The organism is Caballeronia sp. dw_276, from assembly GCF_018449635.1.
GTDB lineage: Bacteria > Pseudomonadota > Gammaproteobacteria > Burkholderiales > Burkholderiaceae > Caballeronia.
This window is the reverse complement of the sequence record NZ_JAAVUV010000003.1, coordinates 1-17,917: the sequence shown is the minus strand read 5'-3', so window position 1 is coordinate 17,917 and position 17,917 is coordinate 1. Positions and strand designations below refer to the sequence as shown.

Annotated in this window: 20 protein-coding genes; 19 read left to right on the top strand and 1 reads right to left on the bottom strand. The window is 58.4% G+C overall.

Features of this window, described 5'->3' with window-relative positions; translation table 11 throughout:
• The first annotated feature begins 55 nt into the window (after nucleotides 1-55).
• From HB633_RS05965 to HB633_RS05875, 19 genes are all read left to right on the top strand, one after another.
• Entirely contained in the window at nucleotides 56-682 is a 627-nt protein-coding gene (locus HB633_RS05965) for a cytochrome b/b6 domain-containing protein (RefSeq protein WP_213777229.1), read from the top strand.
• Nucleotides 683-725: 43 nt separating this feature from the next.
• Nucleotides 726-1,502, top strand: coding sequence for a molybdopterin-dependent oxidoreductase (locus HB633_RS05960; protein ID WP_213777228.1), 777 nt, complete (start codon nucleotides 726-728; stop codon nucleotides 1,500-1,502).
• Between the two features lie 87 nt (nucleotides 1,503-1,589).
• Nucleotides 1,590-1,838: a pentapeptide MXKDX repeat protein gene (locus HB633_RS05955; RefSeq protein ID WP_213777227.1), complete on the top strand. Its 249-nt coding sequence runs from the start codon at nucleotides 1,590-1,592 to the stop codon at nucleotides 1,836-1,838.
• A 273-nt stretch (nucleotides 1,839-2,111) separates the two neighbouring features.
• Nucleotides 2,112-2,675 (top strand): D-alanyl-D-alanine dipeptidase, encoded by a 564-nt coding sequence (gene ddpX / locus HB633_RS05950; protein WP_213777679.1) that lies wholly within the window; start codon nucleotides 2,112-2,114, stop codon nucleotides 2,673-2,675.
• 40 nt (nucleotides 2,676-2,715) lie between these two features.
• On the top strand, nucleotides 2,716-4,323 hold the full coding sequence (locus HB633_RS05945; protein WP_213777226.1) for an ABC transporter substrate-binding protein: 1,608 nt from the start codon (nucleotides 2,716-2,718) through the stop codon (nucleotides 4,321-4,323).
• Between the two features lie 44 nt (nucleotides 4,324-4,367).
• Entirely contained in the window at nucleotides 4,368-5,396 is a 1,029-nt protein-coding gene (locus HB633_RS05940; RefSeq protein WP_276572787.1) for an ABC transporter permease, read from the top strand.
• 45 nt (nucleotides 5,397-5,441) lie between these two features.
• Nucleotides 5,442-6,356, top strand: coding sequence for an ABC transporter permease (locus HB633_RS05935; protein ID WP_213777225.1), 915 nt, complete (start codon nucleotides 5,442-5,444; stop codon nucleotides 6,354-6,356).
• Between the two features lies 1 nt (nucleotide 6,357).
• The gene (locus HB633_RS05930; RefSeq protein WP_213777224.1) at nucleotides 6,358-7,218 is read left to right on the top strand and encodes an ABC transporter ATP-binding protein; all 861 of its coding nucleotides are present in this window, start codon (nucleotides 6,358-6,360) and stop codon (nucleotides 7,216-7,218) included.
• On the top strand, nucleotides 7,215-8,000 hold the full coding sequence (locus HB633_RS05925; RefSeq protein ID WP_213777223.1) for an ABC transporter ATP-binding protein: 786 nt from the start codon (nucleotides 7,215-7,217) through the stop codon (nucleotides 7,998-8,000). Before HB633_RS05930 ends, HB633_RS05925 begins: the two co-directional genes overlap by 4 nt.
• Before the next feature lie 175 nt (nucleotides 8,001-8,175).
• On the top strand, nucleotides 8,176-8,598 hold the full coding sequence (locus tag HB633_RS05920; RefSeq protein WP_213777222.1) for a DnaJ family domain-containing protein: 423 nt from the start codon (nucleotides 8,176-8,178) through the stop codon (nucleotides 8,596-8,598).
• On the top strand, nucleotides 8,595-9,149 hold the full coding sequence (gene tadA / locus HB633_RS05915; protein WP_346730275.1) for a tRNA adenosine(34) deaminase TadA: 555 nt from the start codon (nucleotides 8,595-8,597) through the stop codon (nucleotides 9,147-9,149). Before HB633_RS05920 ends, tadA begins: the two co-directional genes overlap by 4 nt.
• Nucleotides 9,146-10,072: a muramoyltetrapeptide carboxypeptidase gene (gene ldcA / locus HB633_RS05910; protein WP_213777221.1), complete on the top strand. Its 927-nt coding sequence runs from the start codon at nucleotides 9,146-9,148 to the stop codon at nucleotides 10,070-10,072. Before tadA ends, ldcA begins: the two co-directional genes overlap by 4 nt.
• 280 nt (nucleotides 10,073-10,352) lie before the next feature.
• Entirely contained in the window at nucleotides 10,353-11,111 is a 759-nt protein-coding gene (locus HB633_RS05905) for a GntR family transcriptional regulator (RefSeq protein ID WP_213777220.1), read from the top strand.
• Nucleotides 11,112-11,429: 318 nt separating this feature from the next.
• The gene (locus tag HB633_RS05900) at nucleotides 11,430-12,929 is read left to right on the top strand and encodes an NCS1 family nucleobase:cation symporter-1 (RefSeq protein ID WP_213777219.1); all 1,500 of its coding nucleotides are present in this window, start codon (nucleotides 11,430-11,432) and stop codon (nucleotides 12,927-12,929) included.
• Between the two features lie 72 nt (nucleotides 12,930-13,001).
• Nucleotides 13,002-13,736: an aspartate/glutamate racemase family protein gene (locus tag HB633_RS05895; RefSeq protein WP_213777676.1), complete on the top strand. Its 735-nt coding sequence runs from the start codon at nucleotides 13,002-13,004 to the stop codon at nucleotides 13,734-13,736.
• 169 nt (nucleotides 13,737-13,905) lie between these two features.
• Nucleotides 13,906-14,853, top strand: coding sequence for an allantoinase PuuE (gene puuE / locus HB633_RS05890; RefSeq protein WP_213777218.1), 948 nt, complete (start codon nucleotides 13,906-13,908; stop codon nucleotides 14,851-14,853).
• Nucleotides 14,853-15,374: a 2-oxo-4-hydroxy-4-carboxy-5-ureidoimidazoline decarboxylase gene (gene uraD / locus HB633_RS05885; RefSeq protein WP_213777675.1), complete on the top strand. Its 522-nt coding sequence runs from the start codon at nucleotides 14,853-14,855 to the stop codon at nucleotides 15,372-15,374. The genes puuE and uraD overlap by 1 nt, the downstream gene beginning before the upstream one ends.
• Nucleotides 15,375-15,411: 37 nt before the next feature.
• Nucleotides 15,412-16,422: an allantoicase gene (gene alc, locus HB633_RS05880; protein WP_213777217.1), complete on the top strand. Its 1,011-nt coding sequence runs from the start codon at nucleotides 15,412-15,414 to the stop codon at nucleotides 16,420-16,422.
• 28 nt (nucleotides 16,423-16,450) lie between these two features.
• Complete coding sequence (locus HB633_RS05875) at nucleotides 16,451-16,957, top strand: ureidoglycolate lyase (RefSeq protein WP_213777216.1); 507 nt, start codon at nucleotides 16,451-16,453, stop codon at nucleotides 16,955-16,957.
• 515 nt (nucleotides 16,958-17,472) lie between these two features.
• On the opposite strand, the gene HB633_RS05870 is transcribed toward HB633_RS05875, so the two are convergent.
• On the bottom strand, nucleotides 17,473-17,917 hold a 445-nt coding region (locus HB633_RS05870; RefSeq protein WP_213777215.1), incomplete at its 5' end, for a urate hydroxylase PuuD.

Genomic DNA, 17,917 nt, shown 5'->3' with positions numbered 1-17,917 from the left:
CGCCAACAGGCGTAATGGCACGGCCAGCATTTGCAAACGGGCTCAGGAGCCGCTGATGAACACGACACATGAAGCACACGGTTTGAGCGCTCCTGCGAGCGTGATCCAGCCTGCTTGGGTTCGCATCACGCATTGGCTCAACGCACTCGCGGTAATCCTGATGATGCTGTCGGGATGGCGAATCTACGACGCGTCGCCGGTATTCAAGGGCTTCATCATCCCGCCCGGAATCACGTTGGGCGGCTGGCTCGGCGGCGCGCTGCAATGGCACTTCGCAGCAATGTGGCTGTTGTTCTTCAACGGACTGTTTTACCTCGCCATGAACGTCGTTACGGGTCGTATCAAAGCGAAGTTTTTCCCGCTGTCGGCGCGCACGATCTTTCATGACCTGATCGAAGCGCTCAAGGGTCATCTTTCGCACGCCGATCCGAGCAAGTACAACGCCGTGCAGAAGTTCGCCTACCTGTTCGTGATGGCCGATATCGCCGTGCTGATTCTGTCGGGACTCGCCATTTGGAAGTCGGTGCAATTCCCGCTGCTGCGCGAGTTGATGGGTGGGTATGACTTCGCACGCATCGTCCATTTTTGCGCGATGTCGCTGCTAGCGGGGTTCATCGTGGTGCACCTCGTGATGGTGTCGCTCGTGCCGCGCTCGTTGCTGACCATGATTCGCGGCCGATGATTCATCGATATAGCTCAACACCGATCCCCTGGATACTTCGATCATGAAACCCGCCAAGCCAAACCGCGTGAATGTAGACCGCGAGTCGCTGATCATCGACGTGAAGCGCGAACTCGACATGCCCTCGCGGCGTCTGTTCGGAAAGCGCATTGTGACGCTCGGCGGTCTGGCGATGCTGACGGGTTGCAGTATCTCTGACGAGAAGTCGGTCGAGACCTTTCTCTCCCGCGTATCGCGTCTGAACGATACCGTGCAAGGCTGGCTGTTCGATCCGAACCGCCTGGCGCCGACCTACACCGAGGCGCAAATCACGCGGCCGTTTCCGTTCAATGCGTTCTACGGCGTCGACGATGTTCCGCAAGTCGACGGCTCCGATTTTCGCCTGAAAGTGAGCGGCCTCGTGCAGGACAAGAAAACCTGGACCTTGCCCGAGCTCTACGCATTGCCGCAAGCGGAGCAGATCACGCGGCATATCTGCGTGGAAGGCTGGAGCGCGATCGGACGTTGGGGCGGCACGCCATTTTCTGAGTTCCTGAAACGAGTGGGCGCGGATACATCGGCGAAGTATGTCGGCTTCAAATGTGCGGACGACTACTACGAAAGCATCGACATGCCGACCGCATTGCATTCGCAGACACTGCTCACGTTCACGTATGACGGCCAGCGCTTGCCCCCCAAATACGGCTATCCGATGAAACTCAGGATGCCTACCAAACTCGGCTACAAGAATCCCAAGCACATCATGGAGATTTTTGTCACCAACACGTTCCCTGGCGGCTACTGGGTCGATCAGGGTTACAACTGGTTCGGAGGTTCCTGAATCGCGAATGCATCCTGTGCATTGCGGCGTCAGGTACTTCGATTCACCCCGGCGCGACCGGTCACTTTTAGTTTAGAAGAGGTTGATATGAAACTGTTTATCACGGCAGCACTCGCGGCAACACTCGCCATGGGCGGCTCAATGGCATTTGCTCAGGCAAGCGACGCAATGGCTCACGATTCAATGGCAAAAGACTCCATGTCCAAGGATTCAATGTCGAAGGACTCGATGTCGAAGGATTCAATGTCGAAAGACTCCATGAAAAAGGGCGACAAAATGAAAAAGCACGATGCAATGGGCATGGGCCATCCGGCATCTGGCGCCATGGCGCAGTAATTCACCGCAGTTTCGAAAGCGATCCAACGCCTCCGTTGAATCGCTTTCGATCGAATTCTCTTTCCGCAAGCCCAATCCCGGCTCTCCGCAGAGTTGCAACAACGGATTTTTGGCGAGGTTTAATTGGGTGTTGGCGTTGTCCAAGACAGTCAAACCCCGGGCGCAAGCTTTGACGCCGAGTGTGGCGAGTCTGCACATTCGCCCCCAAACCCTTCATTTTGATAAACAATAACGGCACCGCACGTTTTCGTGAGCTTCGAACCAACACTGCCGATGCCCGATCACCGTTTGTTGAAAATCGCTCCCCAGACACATGGCGTAGCCATCGACCTGATCTACGCCACGGACCGCAATCTCACCGGCAAGCCGATCTACAAGGCGGCGCACTGCCTGTTGTTAAGCCCGGCAGAAGCCGCATTGAGAAAGGCTGTGGAGCTTGCCGGTAACATCGGCATGACGCTCAAGGTTTTCGATGCCTACCGGCCCCCGCAAGCACAGCAAGTGCTCTGGGACTTCCTGCCTGACCCTACCTATGTTGCAGATCTCAAGCGCGGTTCGAACCACAGCCGCGGGACGGCGGTCGACCTGACGCTGGTGGGCGCCGATGGTCGCGATCTCGACATGGGCACGGGTTTCGATGAAATGTCAGTCGCATCCGAACACTTTCACGCCGGGCTGCCCGAGCACGTGCAGCGCAACCGCACGCTCTTGCTCGGCGTGATGCACGGCGCAGGTTTCACGCATATTCCAAGCGAGTGGTGGCATTACGAATTGCCCGGCTCGCGCGAACTTCCGGTTATCGACAATGCAGACAGTGGCCCGTCGCGTCTGATGTAAAGGGGCGCGAAGGACAGCGATCAACTTTCACGGAGCGAGTATGAAACGTGTTTTGCGCAACGCGCTGGCGGCCATTGCGGTGGCATCGACCTTGACGGTAAGTCTGAGCGGCATCGGTTCCGCGAACGCGGCCACGCCGAAGGACATGCTGGTGATGGCGACCCTGCTCGATGAATTCACCACGCTCGATCCAGGCGAGATCTACGAACTGGTGCCGCAGGAATACGTCGCGAACACCTACGATCGTCTGATCCGTGTCGATCTGAAAGATCCGGCACGCTTCAATGGCGATGTCGCGCAATCATGGGCCGTGAGTTCCGACGGCCTGACGTTCACGTTCAAGATTCGCCCCGGCCTCAAGTTCCACTCGGGCAATCCGCTCACCGCCGATGACGTCGTCTGGTCGATCCAGCGCACCGCATTGCTCGACAAAGGCGCGGCGGCCGTGCTCGCAGGCATTGGCCTGACGAAGGCGAATGCGCTGCAGAACGTGAAGAAAATTGACGATACAACCGTCTCCATCACGACCGACCAGAAGTACGCTCCGACCTTCGTGCTGAACGTGCTGGGATCGTGGCCTGCGTCCGTACTGGATAGAAAGCTGCTCGAATCGCACGCAAAGGGCAACGATTTCGGCAACGAGTGGCTCAAGACAAACGAGGCGGGATCGGGTGCGTACAAGCTCGTGAAGTGGACCGCGAACGACAGCATCGTGCTGCAGCGTTTCGATGGTTATCGCGTACCGCTTGCCATGAAACGGATCGTGATGCGGCATGTGCCTGAAGCATCGAGCCAGCGGTTGATGATCGAAAATGGCGATATAGATGTAGCGCGCGACCTGAGTTCCGACGACCTTGCCACGCTCATGAAGAAGGGCACGATCCACGTGACGTCCGTTCCGCAAGCCACGCTGATGTATCTCGGGCTGAATAACAAGAACCCGAATCTCGCGAAGCCCGAGGTGCAGGAAGCCATGAAATGGCTCATCGATTACAACGGGATTCAGCACAACATCGTGCGGACAACGTACAAGGTTCACGAGGCATTTTTGCCAGAGGGCTTTCTCGGTGCGCTGAACACAAATCCATATCACCAAGACGTCGCGAAGGCGAAATCACTGCTTGCGAAGGCGGGCGTTCCGAATGGCTTCACAGTAAAGATGGACGTGCGCAACGACTCGCCTTACGGCGAAATCGCGCAGGCGGTTCAGGCAAATCTGGCACAGGCCGGCATCAAGGTCGAGCTGATTTCAAGCGACAACAAGCAGACGCTCGGCAAATATCGCGCGCGCCAGCATGATATTTACATCGGGGAATGGTCGGCGGATTACATCGATCCGCATAGCAATGCGCAAGGCTTTGCGTGGAACCCGGATAACTCCGATAACTCCAGCTTCAAGATGCTTGCGTGGCGCAATTCGTGGGACATTCCCCAATTGACGAAGGAGACGCAGGCGGCGCTCGAGGAATCATCGACCGCAAAACGTGCGCAACGCTACGAGGCAATGCAGAAGGAGGTGCTCGCCAAGTCGCCGTTCGTGATCATGTTCCAGAAAGTCTCGCAAGTTGCGGCACGGCCCGGCGTCACAGGACTCGAAGTAGGGCCGATCTTCGATCTCGTCTCGTATCGCGATCTAAAGAAGCAGTAAGCGTGGATCTGCAACTAACCGTCTCCCAGCGTGCGCGCCGCGCATTGGCCGGTCATGCCGGTGTGCGGCGAGGATGGTTGCTCGTGCGCTGGTTGTTGATGCTGGCTGTGACGTTCATAGGCTTGCTGGGCGTGACGTTTTTTATCGGGCGGAAGATCCCGATCGATCCGTTGCTCGCCATGCTCGGCGAACGCGCATCGCCGCAAGCCTATGCGGCGGCGCGCCTTTCGCTCGGGCTCGACAAGCCCTTGATCGTGCAATTCGCTATCTACGTTCGCGATGTGCTGCATGGCAATCTCGGGATGTCGTTGCTGACATCGAATCCAGTTATCGATGACATCAAGCGCGTCTTTCCCGCCACGCTCGAACTGGCCACCATTTCCACTTTCATGGGCATCGTGATCGGCGTGCCGCTCGGCGTTGCGGCCGCTGTGCGTCATAACCGCTGGATCGATCATGTGGCGCGTTTCATCGGATTGGCGGGAAGTTCATTGCCGGTGTTCTGGCTTGCCTTGATGGGCTTGCTCTTGTTTTATGCGAAGCTGCATTGGGTGTCGGGACCGGGCCGCATCGATCCGCTTTACGACGGTATGGTCGATACCCGCACCGGAAGCCTGCTGATCGATTCCATCATTGCAGGCGAGTGGGATGTGCTCAAGAACGCGCTCTCGTATATCGTTTTGCCCGCGGCGATCCTCGCGTTCTATTCCATTGCGTACCTCAGTCGCATGACGCGCTCGTTCATGCTCGAACAATTGAGTCAGGAATACATTGTGACGGCGCGCGCGATGGGTCTGAGCGAGCGGCGCGTGATCTGGCGTCATGCGTTCGGCAATATTGCAGTGCCGCTTCTGACGGTGATTGCGCTAGCGTATAGCTACTTGCTGGAAGGGTCGGTGCTGACAGAGATCGTGTTCGCGTGGCCCGGTATCGGTTCGTATTTGACAGGCGCGTTGCTCAACGCCGATATGAACGCCGTGCTCGGCAGCACACTCGTGATTGGCGCGACGTTCATCACGCTCAACTTGCTGACGGACGCGCTGTACAAAGTATTCGATCCGCGGGCCCGATGACTGCCAAAGGTTCATGACGTGCTTCCATCCAGTGATTCGACTCGAATGACAAAACCGCGCAAGGAGTGGCAGGCATGGCTCTTGACGGACACGCCCGCGTCTCGCCGGCAAGCGGCGCTCGGATTGGCCTACAGGCGATGGCGCCGGTTTGCGAGCAATCCGCTGAGCGTCTTCGGGCTGGCGATCTTGCTGGTGCTGATTGTGTTCGCGGCGATCGGTTCGTGGCTTCCCCTGCATGATCCTTTGCGACAGGTGCTTGGCGACCGCCTGCTGCCGCCCGGTTCTCCTTCGCACCTGTTCGGCACCGACCAACTCGGCCGGGACATTCTCGCGCGTCTGGTTATCGGCTCGCGGTTGACGTTGAGCATCGCAATCCTGGTCGTGGTGCTGGTCGTGCCGGTGGGTTTGCTGATCGGAACGGCGGCGGGTTTCTGCGGCGGGTTCATCGATACCATTCTCATGCGCCTAACGGACATCGCGCTCGCGTTCCCGAAGATCGTGCTGGCGCTCGCGTTCGCGGCCGCGCTCGGACCCGGCGTGATCAACGCGGTGATCGCAATATCGATTACGGCCTGGCCGCCATACGCGCGTCTCGCGCGCGCCGAAACGTTGCGGCTCGTGCAGGCCGATTTCATCCATGTGGCCCGCTTGCAAGGGGCGTCGTCCATGCGGATCTTGTTGCGGTACATCGTGCCGATGTGCTCGTCGTCGGTGATCGTGCGCGCGACGCTCGACATGGCCGGCATCATCCTGACCGTTGCGGGTCTCGGGTTTCTTGGCCTCGGCGCGCAGCCGCCGAGTCCGGAATGGGGCTTCATGGTCGCTTCGGGGCGCGGCGTGTTGCTCGACGCATGGTGGGTCGCAACCATCCCGGGCATCGCGATCTTGCTGGTCAGTCTTGCATTCAACCTGCTCGGCGATGGCCTGCGCGATGTCTTCGATCCGCGTCAAGGAGGCTGACATGCCCGCTGATAACCTCTGCAAAATCGATAACCTGCGTATCGCATTCGAAGCTCACGACGGCACGCTGACAGAAGCCGTGCGAGGTGTTTCGTTGACGCTTGCGAAGGGCGAGCGGCTTGGTATTGTCGGCGAGTCGGGATCGGGTAAGTCACTGACCGGCCGCGCGTTGCTTGGGCTTTTGCCAACATCCGCGCGATGGTCGGCCGACGCCATGCAGCTTGGCGATCACAATCTGCTTGCGATGCATCCGAAGGAGCGGCGCCGTTTGTGCGGCACGCAGATGAGCATGATCCTGCAGGACCCGAAGTATTCGCTCAATCCCGTGATGACCGTCGCGCAGCAAATGCGCGAGGCGTTCGGACGGCAACGCCCGAGGTTGAATGCGAAAGCGATGCGCGAACGCATTGTCGAGGCGCTTGCAGCCGTGCATATCCGCGAGCCGCAACGCGTCGCCGATGCTTACCCGCACGAGCTTTCGGGTGGCATGGGCCAGCGCGTGATGATCGCGATGATGGTTTCGTCGGGTCCGAAGTTGCTGATCGCCGATGAACCCACCAGCGCCCTCGACGTCCTCGTTTCCATGCAGGTTCTGTCAGTGCTCGACGAGATGATCGCGATGCACAACACTGGCCTGATCTTCATCAGTCACGACTTGCCGCTCGTGATGTCGTTTTGCGACCGTGTCATGGTGATGGTCGGCGGTCGCGTGGTCGAGACGTGCGCCGCGCGCGATCTCGCGCATGCACAGCATCCGTACACGCGCGCCTTGCTCGCGGCAAGCCCGCCGCTGCGCAATCCGCCGGATCAGTTGCCGGTGCTTCAACGCGACGCGGCATGGTTCGCCGAGGCCGCCCGATGATCGATGCAAACGGGGTGCAGGTCCGCTTCAAAACCAAGACCGGTTTCGCCGATGCCGTGCGCTCGGCGACATTTCATGTGGACGAAGGCGAGGTCTTTGGACTTGTCGGCGAGTCGGGATCGGGCAAATCGACCGTGCTTCGCGCGTTGACGGGGCTTGTTCCCATTGCAAATGGTTCGATGCGAATCGGCCGGCACGTCCTCGGCGAACGCGTTGACCGCGCGTTCAGGCGCGATGTACAAATGGTGTTCCAGGACCCGTACGGGTCGCTCTATCCGCGCTTCACGGTCGACCAGACGTTACGCGAACCACTGTCGATAAACAGCATGGATCGCCACGACGAACGCATCCTGGATGCGTTGCGCGAAGTCGGTCTCGGTCCGGCATTTCGCTTTCGATACGCGCACCAGCTATCGGGCGGGCAGCGTCAACGTGTGGCGATTGCACGCGCGTTGATCGTGGAGCCGCGTGTGCTTCTGCTCGATGAACCCACGTCGGCGCTCGATGTATCGGTGCAGGCGGAAATCCTGAATCTGCTGCGGCGGCTGCATCGCGAACGCAATCTCACGATGATCCTCGTCAGTCACAACATGGCCGTGGTTGGATTCTTGTGCCAGAGAGTCGCTGTGATGCGCGATGGAGAAATTGTCGAGCAGCTTCCCGTGGAAGCCGTGCGCGAGCAAGACGTGACGCATGAATACACGCGCAGCCTGTTGCTCGCCACGCAGGGATATACGCGCAAGACGGCGATTCAGCCCGGCACGAAGCGCCTGATAGAATAGGAGATTAGCTGGTGGCATCCCCGAAGCGCGTGACGCCGGGATCGCCTGCGCGGCTATGCACGCGGCCGGCTTTCCCTGCTACCGCGAAGCGTAACCCTCAAAAAGTGACAGTCTGGCTCGATCCATTTGATCGAATAATCTTCGACAATTCCGATCGCCGACACCCAATACGCCGATGAAACTGCTAGATGCCCTGGTCGAACAGCGAATTTCGGCCGCAGCCGCGCGCGGTGAGTTCGATAATCTGCCTGGCGCGGGCGAGCCCCTCGAGTTCGACGACGACGCCCTGGTTCCCGAAGAAGTCCGGGTCGCCAACCGCATCATGAAAAACGCTGGGTTTGTGCCTCCCGCTGTCGAACATCTGCGGGCGCTGCGCGATCTTCAAAACGAAGCGGGCATGGCGGAGGACCCGGCGACGCGTCTCAAGCTGCAAGCCAAGATGCTCGCGCTCGACATGGCGCTTGAATCGCTGCGTGGAAACTGCACCGTGGTGCCGCTGGAGTATCGGCGGCGTATTGCCGAGCGTTTGTCCGAGCGCTGGTCGGAGCAGGAAAAGACCGCAGAAGCCGCCACGCACGATCAGGCCACACAGAAGTGACAGCCGTGCCCGAACCTGCATCCCCCGACGAGCGTGACCGCCGATTCATGGCGCTCGCACAAGCCGCTGCGGAAAGGGCCCGCGAGCTGGGCGAGGTGCCGGTGGGTGCGGTGCTGGTGCGCGACGACGAAGTCATCTCGACTGGTTTCAATCATCCTATCGGTGCTCACGATCCGTCGGCGCATGCTGAAATGGCCGCATTGCGCGCCGCGTCCATCGCGCTCGGGAACTACCGCTTGCCCGGTTGCGAGCTGTACGTCACGCTCGAACCCTGCATCATGTGCGCCGGCGCGATCATGCACGCCCGCATTGCACGCGTGGTGTTCGGCGCACATGATCCAAAGACCGGTGCGTGCGGCAGCGTTGTCGATGCATTCGCCATCGGCAACCTGAATCATCACACGACCGTTACGGGCGGCGTGCTTGGCGACGAATGCGCAAGCGCGTTACGGAGCTTTTTCGCCGATCGCCGGCGCGAAACCAAAGCCGCACGCGACGCCCGCAACGCCGCCGCGCCCGATCCCGCCGATCCACTTTTACCTCGCCCATGACCCTTCGCGCACGCACCATCGATCTCGTTGCTCCTTCTGGTTATCCGGCTCTGGAGCCTGTTGAACGCGCGATCGTGCGTCTGCAAGAGCAGGGGCATACGCTGGAAAATGCGGATTCTGCGTGGCGCCGGTATCAGCGCTTCGGCGGTACGGATAGCGAGCGTGCATCGGATATCAACCGGCTTGCCGATCCGTCGCGGCCTCTGCCTGAGATCGTGCTGGCGGTGAGGGGCGGCTACGGTGCGTCGCGCATTCTTCATGGCCTCGACTACGACGGTTTGCAACGCCGCTTGCGCAACAAGCCCGTGGTGATGGTCGGCCATAGCGACTTCACGGCCATCCAGCTGGCGCTGTTTGCACGCGCCGGCATCAAGACATTCGGCGGCCCGATGCTCACCGCCGATTTCGGTGCGGAAGAGCTGAGCGCATTCACGATGGATCACTTCTGGGACGCGATCACAAAGCCATCGTTCACGGTGAAGAGCGACGTGCCTCAAGCACAAACCGCCGATGCCACCGGCATGCTCTGGGGTGGCAATCTTGCAATGATCGCCTCGCTGATCGGCACGCCGTACATGCCGCCTGTGGAGGGTGGAATCCTGTTTCTTGAGGACGTCAATGAACATCCGTTTCGCGTGGAACGGATGATTTACCAGCTTCATTTATCCGGGATTCTTGCGCGCCAGCAAGCTCTTGTGCTGGGTCAATTCACTAGCGCCAAACTCTCGGAATACGACAACGGCTACACGTTCGAGACCATGGTTGAACAGGTTCGATCACTGGTCGGAATTCCGGTCGTGACCGGGTTGCAGTTCGGGCATGTGCCGGATTTGCTGACCTTGCCGTTTGGTGCGACGGCTCACCTCGTCGCAACGCCGGGTGGTTTCCGCATGAAACTTTCTGATTATCCCCACTTGGCCTGAGGACGTTCGGTTGGTCGGAAAGCGCCCAGCAGGGCGCTTTTTTTGTATGCACGCACTGGAATCGGGCAAATATGCACGTGTTTCGTGCTTTAAATTGTCGACAAAATACGCTGCAGTCGGATTAAGGGAAATACCCAATCCTGCCTTCTGAGGCTTGTTCTATAAGGATATGGACGCGCATTTCGCTTGCCAAAAAGGATGACTCACAAAAAATCCGCGAGAAATTGTTGACAGTTTTTATGTCCGTCATAAGATGCATCACATACAGGCGAACGCGATCATGTCCGAAGCGAAACTGAAAGATTTATCGAAGGTAAGCGTCATCGGCAATGCGGTTCCGGCTGCTGCCGCGACGGCCGAGTCGATCGCAGCGAACATTCGCGACGCGATCCTCGAGCATCGTCTGGCACCGGCGGCCAAGCTGACAGAAGCGCAGTTGTGCGAAGTATTCGATGTAAAGCGCGGAACGGTGCGTCAAGCCCTCGCGCAACTCGCAAGCGAGCGTCTAGTGGATCTCGAGCCGAACCGCGGCGCGTTTGTCGCAAGCCCGTCGGTGCAGGAAGTGCACGAAGTGTTCGAGATGCGGCGCATCGTGGAAATGGCCGTGGTCGAGCGCATTTGCAGCGGGCACGGAACACGCCGGTTGAAATCGATCAGTGCGACCATCGGACGTGAACGCAAAGCGTATGAAAGCCGCGATTTTTCATCGTGGATAAGGCTGTCTGGCGAGTTCCACAAAGAGCTCGCCCAGCTTACCGGTAACACCGTTTTATGCGAATGCCTGTCGGGGCTCGTGGCGCGCTCCACGCTGATTTCTGCGTTGTATGAGTCGCTTGGCCGTAGCTCTTGCAGCTTCGAGGATCACGAGGACATTCTCGCCGCACTCGATGCCGGCGATGCGCCAAAAGCCGCCGATCTGATGGCGCGCCATCTGCAGGATGTGGAAATGAAAATGCTCGACCGGCCCGCTCGCGGCGCGGTTGATCTGCATGAAGTCTTTGCCAGACCGAAGGCTGCTGAGCGCGAGAAAAGCGCTTGAGCGATGTATTACCGCGCGACCTTTCCAATGGGCGCGACCTGCTAAGCCTATAGTAAAAGTCGAATGAACCTTGAGGTCCGCATCAAATGGATGCGTGCCTTCGCCATGCTTGTTTCCTGCACGCATGCGCTTGAACGCGCGTGCTGAATATACAAATTGCAGCCGCGCTGATTCACGCGCGCGGCTTGGATCGCTAAACGAATCGACGATAAGAACGCCCGCATAGTCCGTGCGAAGGCGCCTTGTAGCCATACGACGAAGCCGCAGAAGTCGACGACCTTAAGCGGCGCAATTGCCGAGTTCATCCAAGGAGAAGTCATGGTTCAGTTCAGCGCGACCCCTGGCAGTGCCGCCATACCCGATTACGACGATTCAAACCAAGATCCAGAATATCCCGCCGGATATAGCGATCGTCTTTATAACGACGACCTCGCGCCGCTTAAACATCAGACGTGGAGCGCCTATAACATCTTCGCGTTCTGGATGTCCGATGTGCATAGCGTAGGTGGCTATGTCTTCGCTGGTAGTCTGTTTGCGTTAGGCCTGACGAGCTGGCAAGTGCTGGTTTCGTTGCTGGTTGGGATCGGCATCGTGAACGTGCTTTGCAATCTGATCGCCAAGCCGAGTCAGCAGGCGGGCGTTCCATATCCGGTTGCATGCCGCGCGACATTCGGCGTGCTGGGTGCGAACCTTCCCGCTGTGATTCGCGGACTGATCGCGGTCGCGTGGTACGGCATCCAGACGTTCCTGGCTTCCAGTGCGCTCGTGATCGTGTTGCTGAAATTCATGCCGCAATGGATGCCTTACGCCGATGTCCATAACCACGGTTTTGCCGGGCTATCCGCGCTCGGCTGGGCGGGTTTCATGTTGTTATGGGTCCTGCAAGCCGTCGTGTTCTGGCGCGGCATGGAGATGATCAAGAAGTTCATCGACTTTGCCGGGCCGGCGGTTTATGTCGTGATGTTCATCCTTGCCGGGTACATGGTGTGGCGTGCGGGCTGGCGCAACATCGGATTGAATCTGGGCGGGGTGAAGTATCACGGCATGGAAGTGGTCCCCGTCATGATCACGGCGATCTCGCTGGTCGTGTCCTACTTCTCCGGACCGATGCTCAACTTCGGCGACTTCTCGCGATACTGCAAAAGCTACAAAAGCGTGAAGCGCGGCAACTTCTGGGGATTGCCGGTCAATTTTCTCGCGTTCTCGCTGGTTACTGTTGTGACAACCGCCGCGACCTTGCCGGTGTTTGGTCAACTGATCACGGACCCGGTCGAAACCGTCGGCCGTATCGACCAGCCCACGGCGGTCATCCTCGGCGCCTTGACTTTCACGATAGCGACTATTGGTATCAACATCGTCGCGAATTTTGTTTCGCCGGCATTCGATTTTTCGAACGTTGCGCCGCGCCTGATCAGCTGGCGCATGGGCGGGATGATGGCGGCGGTGGCATCGATTTTCATCACGCCATGGAACCTCTTTAACAACCCGGCTGTGATCCACTACACGCTCGATGTGCTCGGCAGTTTTATCGGACCGTTGTACGGCGTGCTGATCGTCGACTTCTACTTGATGAAGCGCGGCAAGTTCAACGTGGAAGAGTTGTACACCACGTCGGAGACGGGACGGTACTGGTACAGCAACGGCGTGAACTGGCGTGCGGTTTCGGCCTTGCTTCCGGCCGCTGCAATCGCGGTCGCATGTGTGATGATTCCTGCGCTGCAGGGCTCGGCTAATTTCTCGTGGTTTATCGGCGCGGGATTGGCAGGCTTGTTTTACTGGATCATCGCGGACAAAAAATCAGTGTCGAATTTTGCTTGAAGAAGCGTCATGCCACGCGTTTCATTGCGTGGCATGAGCGTGCTTTCCACACGTGACAAGAAGAAGGTAGAAATGCGCATCAAACTGATCAATCCGAATACGACGGAACGCATGACGCGGGCAATGGATCGCTGCGCCAAAGAAGTTGCATCGAATGGAACCACGGTCATATCGGTTAGTGCGTCGATGGGGCCACCGTCCATTGAAGGTTATTACGATGAAGCGCTTGCCTCTTTAGCATTGCTGCAGGAAATAGAGAAGGGCGAGAAAGAGGGCATGGACGGTTACGTCATTGCGTGCTTCGGCGACCCCGGACTTTATGCCGCGCGCGAACTGGCCAGCGGTCCGGTCATAGGAATAGCGGAAGCCGCAATGCATGCGGCGAGCGTTATTGCACCAAGTTTTTCTGTGGTGACGACGCTCAAGCGCACATGCACCATGTCGTGGCATCTGGCCGAGCGATACGGCATGAAGCGCTTCTGCAAGAATGTCCGCGCCACTGATGTCGCAGTTCTGGATCTTGACATTCCTGGTTCCGAAGCGCGTTCAATCATTATCGATGAGTGCCGCAAAGCTTTAGTGGAGGACGGCGCGGAATCCATTGTTTTGGGCTGCGCCGGCATGGCCGAGTTTTGCCATGAAATTGAAGATGCAATTGGCGCGCCGGTAATAGAAGGCGTGACGACCGCGGTCAAGTGGGCGGAGGCGTTAATTTCGCTAAGGCTTAAAACCGCCAAGCGCGGCGATTATGCGCGGCCTTTGCCTAAGCAATACGATGGCGACCTGGCGATATACAGCCCTAAGTAACGCGTTAAGCAAATGCAGATCATACCTGCCGCCTGACCCGCAATATCTGCGTATGAATATGGGCGCGGCCATGCGTTTTCGCTAAACTGGCCTATCGTCGCGCAGGGTGCAATGCAGGGTCCTCAGGTACCGTGCGCGGCTCCATCGACTTCCACGCACTGATCCAGCCATGTCGAACGAATCGAATTACCCACGCGACCTGATCGGCTATGGCCGACATCCCGTGCAGCCGAACTGGCCCGGGAACGCACGCATCGCCGTGCAATTCGTGCTGAATTACGAGGAGGGCGGAGAGAATTGCGTGCTGCATGGCGATCCGGCGTCCGAACAGTTTTTATCGGAGATCGTGGGCGCGGCCGCTTATCCGTCGCGTCACATGAGCATGGAATCCATCTACGAATACGGGTCGCGGGCGGGCGTGTGGCGCATCCTTCGCGAGTTCGAAAAACGCGGCTTGCCATTGACCGTTTTTGGCGTCGGCATGGCGATTGAACGTCACCCGGATCTCGGGCGCGCGTTCGTTGAACTGGGGCATGAGATTGCGTGCCACGGGTACAGATGGATCCATTACCAGGACATGTCGCCCGAGAAAGAAGCGGAGCATATGCGTCTTGGCATGCAAGCCATCGAGCGCGTGACGGGCGTGAAACCGCTTGGCTGGTACACGGGACGTGATAGTCCCAATACGCATCGGCTGGTGGCGGAGCATGGCGGCTTTCTGTACGACTCCGACTATTACGGCGACGACCTGCCGTTCTGGATGGACGTGCAGGTGAGCGGCGGTGCCAAGGTCCCGCAATTGATCGTCCCCTATACGCTCGACACCAACGACATGCGTTTCGCCACGCCGCAGGGTTTCAATACGGCGGAACAATTTTTCGTTTATCTGCGCGACGCGTTCGACGTGCTTTACGAAGAAGGCAGCGAGGCGCCGAAGATGTTGTCCATCGGCATGCATTGCAGGTTGCTCGGGCGCCCGGGACGCTTCCGCGCGCTGCAGCGCTTTCTCGATCACATCGAGCAATATGATCGTGTGTGGGTCACACGGCGCGTGGATATCGCGCGTCACTGGCGCGAGCATCATCCGTACGCGGGCACCGCCGGAGCGAGCGCATGATGACGAACGTAAGAATGACACTGGAACAACTCAACGCATCGAACGCGGACGATTTTGTCGGCGCGCTTTCGGGCATCTTCGAGCACTCGCGATGGGTTGCCGAGGAAGCGGTGGGCAAGCGGCCGTTTGCGAGTATCGATGCGCTTTATAAAACAATGGCGTCAATAGTCGATAACGCCGGCGACGCCCGGCAACTTGCGTTGATCAACGTTCACCCCGAGCTTGCGGGCAAAGCTGCGGTGCGTGGCGAACTTACCCACGAATCCACGCGCGAGCAAAGCGGCGCCGGCCTCGATCTGTGCACGCAAGAAGAGTTCGATACTTTGCAGGCGCTTAACGCGGATTATCGCGAGAAGTTTGGTTTCCCATTTATTTTGGCCGTGCGCGGGTTTGATCGTCACGGCATCATCGCCAACTTTCAAGCGCGGTTGCATCACAGCCGCGATGTCGAGTTGCGCGAAAGTCTGCAGCAAATCTACCGGATAGCGCGCTTCAGGCTCGACGATCTGATCGTCGCCTGAACGGCACACGCCGCCTTCAACTCCTTCAAGGAACCTCATGTCCATTCCGACACTCGATCCCAACGCTCCCGAATTCACGCGTCGCTATGTGAACCTCGCGGACCCGCGGCTCGGCGCGCAAGCGCTCGAAGCCAGCGACGATTTTTTCGCGCCGAAAGAGCGCATGCTGAATCCGGATCCGGCTGTTTTTATCGTGGGGAAATTCGACGATAACGGCAAGTGGATGGACGGTTGGGAAACGCGCCGCAAGCGCGTGAGCGGCTACGATTGGTGTGTGGTGAAACTGGCGCGGCCGGGCGTGATCAAGGGATTCGATATCGACACCAGCCACTTCACCGGCAATTTCCCGCCGGCGGCTTCCATTGAAGGCGCGCATGTGTCCGATGGTGCGCCGAATCAGTCAACGAAGTGGACGGAAGTCGTGCCGTCCATGACGTTGCAGGGCAACACGCATCATTACGTGGATGTCGCGAACGAACAGCCGTTCACGCATTTGCGCGTCAATATTTATCCCGATGGCGGCATTGCGCGCTTGCGTGTCTATGGTCAGCCGCAGCTCGACTGGAGCAGCGCAAGCCGCAGCGAATTGTTCGATCTGGCCGCCATGGAAAATGGCGCGTATATGGTTGGCACGAACAATCAGCATTTTGGTTTGGCGTCGACCTTGCTGATGCCTGGTCGCGGCGTGAACATGGGCGACGGCTGGGAGACGCGGCGTCGTCGTGAGCCGGGTAACGACTGGTGCATCGTAGCCTTGGCGCAGCCGGGCGTGATCAAGAAGATCGAAGTCGATACGGCCCACTTCAAGGGTAATTATCCTGACCGGTGTTCGCTGCAGGCGGCTTACGTGACGGGTGGAACGGATAGTTCGCTCGTGACGCAGGCGATGTTCTGGCCGGTCTTGCTTGGTGAGCAGAAGTTGCAGATGGACAAGCAGCACGGGTTCGAATCGGAGATCGCTGCGCTGGGTCCGGTGACGCACGTACGATTCAATATTTTCCCTGATGGTGGCGTATCGCGGTTGCGTCTGTTCGGTACGTTGGCGTGATTCTCTTGAATACGAAGCAGGTTCCACGATGAAAAAGCTGGTGATTGAACCTCTGACCAAGGCCGCCTTCGAGGCGTTCGGCGATGTGATCGAGCTTGAGGGAGCGAAGCAGATCCCGATCAATCTCGGGACGACGATGCGTTTCCACGATCTTGCTCGTATCGATGTGGAAGATGAAGGTGGCCGTCCGCTCGTGAACCTGTTTCGCGGGCAGCCGCGCGTGTTGCCGTTTGAGGTATTGATGCTCGAGCGGCATCCGTTGGGAAGTCAGGCGTTCGTGCCGCTCAATGATCGACCGTATTTGGTTGTGGTGGCGCCGGCTGGAGAGTTGAATCCGTCTGCTATTCGCGCATTTGTGACGCGCGGGTGGCAGGGCGTGAATTACGCCAAGGGTGTTTGGCATCATCCGTTGATTGCGCTTGATGAAGTCAGTGACTTTATTGTGGTTGACCGTGGTGGTGATGGGGTCAATCTCAACGAGCAGCAACTGGATGAATCGGTCTGGTTGATGGACGAGGGTTTTGGTCGCACCTAACGAGAGTAGTTTGCGTGGACGAAAAGCAGCGAGCCGGTTCAAAGCCGTGCCGCTGCTTTTTGCTTTCGCGCGCCTGTTCAGGGTGTTTAGAGCCGTCTCCAGGTAAATGTACATTTGCCAAGCCGCAGAACGCAAACGAAGAATTCAAGCGTACTGGGTCCTGTGCGCGTAGATCTTGCCCGAGAACACGAAGCGTGTGGATGTAGGGGTACGGAGGGGGAGGGGTTCAAGTGTTCGGCGTTATGCGCCGAGCGTGCTTTTGGGGTACCAAATAGTTGGAACTGCACGCTGTGGACACTTATGAGCCAATTGTGGAAAGGCGTTTTCTTTGCTTCGTTTCTTTTTCGCCGTTGGAAAAAGAAATGAAGTCCCGCCACGGACAGTGGCTAATAGTGCCAAATAAATCAGTTAACAAGGAACGCGCGAGAACCTGGAAAGCAGCAACCCGGCATCAACCCAACCGCAGCCAACCTTCCGATCCCCGCGCAACCTACTAACCCGAGTGCGAACAAAACCTACTTCAAAGCCCCACCCTGAAACCACGCAGCGATCTTGGCCCGCTCGGCATCGGTCATCTGCGTAACGTTCCCAAGCGGCATCGCTTTGAGCACTACAGCCTGCTGATAAATACGCTGCGCATTCATGGAAATAGCCTCCGGCGTATCGAGCAAGACCCCTGCGGGCGCAGCGCCCATCATCGTCGGATGTGCAGCATGACAAGTCGCGCACCGCTGCTGCAAGATCGGCTCAATATCGGCGACATGAATCCCGGGCGCACCCGCCACTGGCGCAACAGTCGGCACGGCCTTCGGCATGGTCCAGGCAAACGCGCCGAACATCAGCAACACACCAATCACCGGCAGATACCAAAGCACCTGCCCACGATGCCGCATCACAAAGAACTGCCGAATCAGTGCACCGGCCAGCATGATGATCAGCAACACGGCCCAGTTATACGGA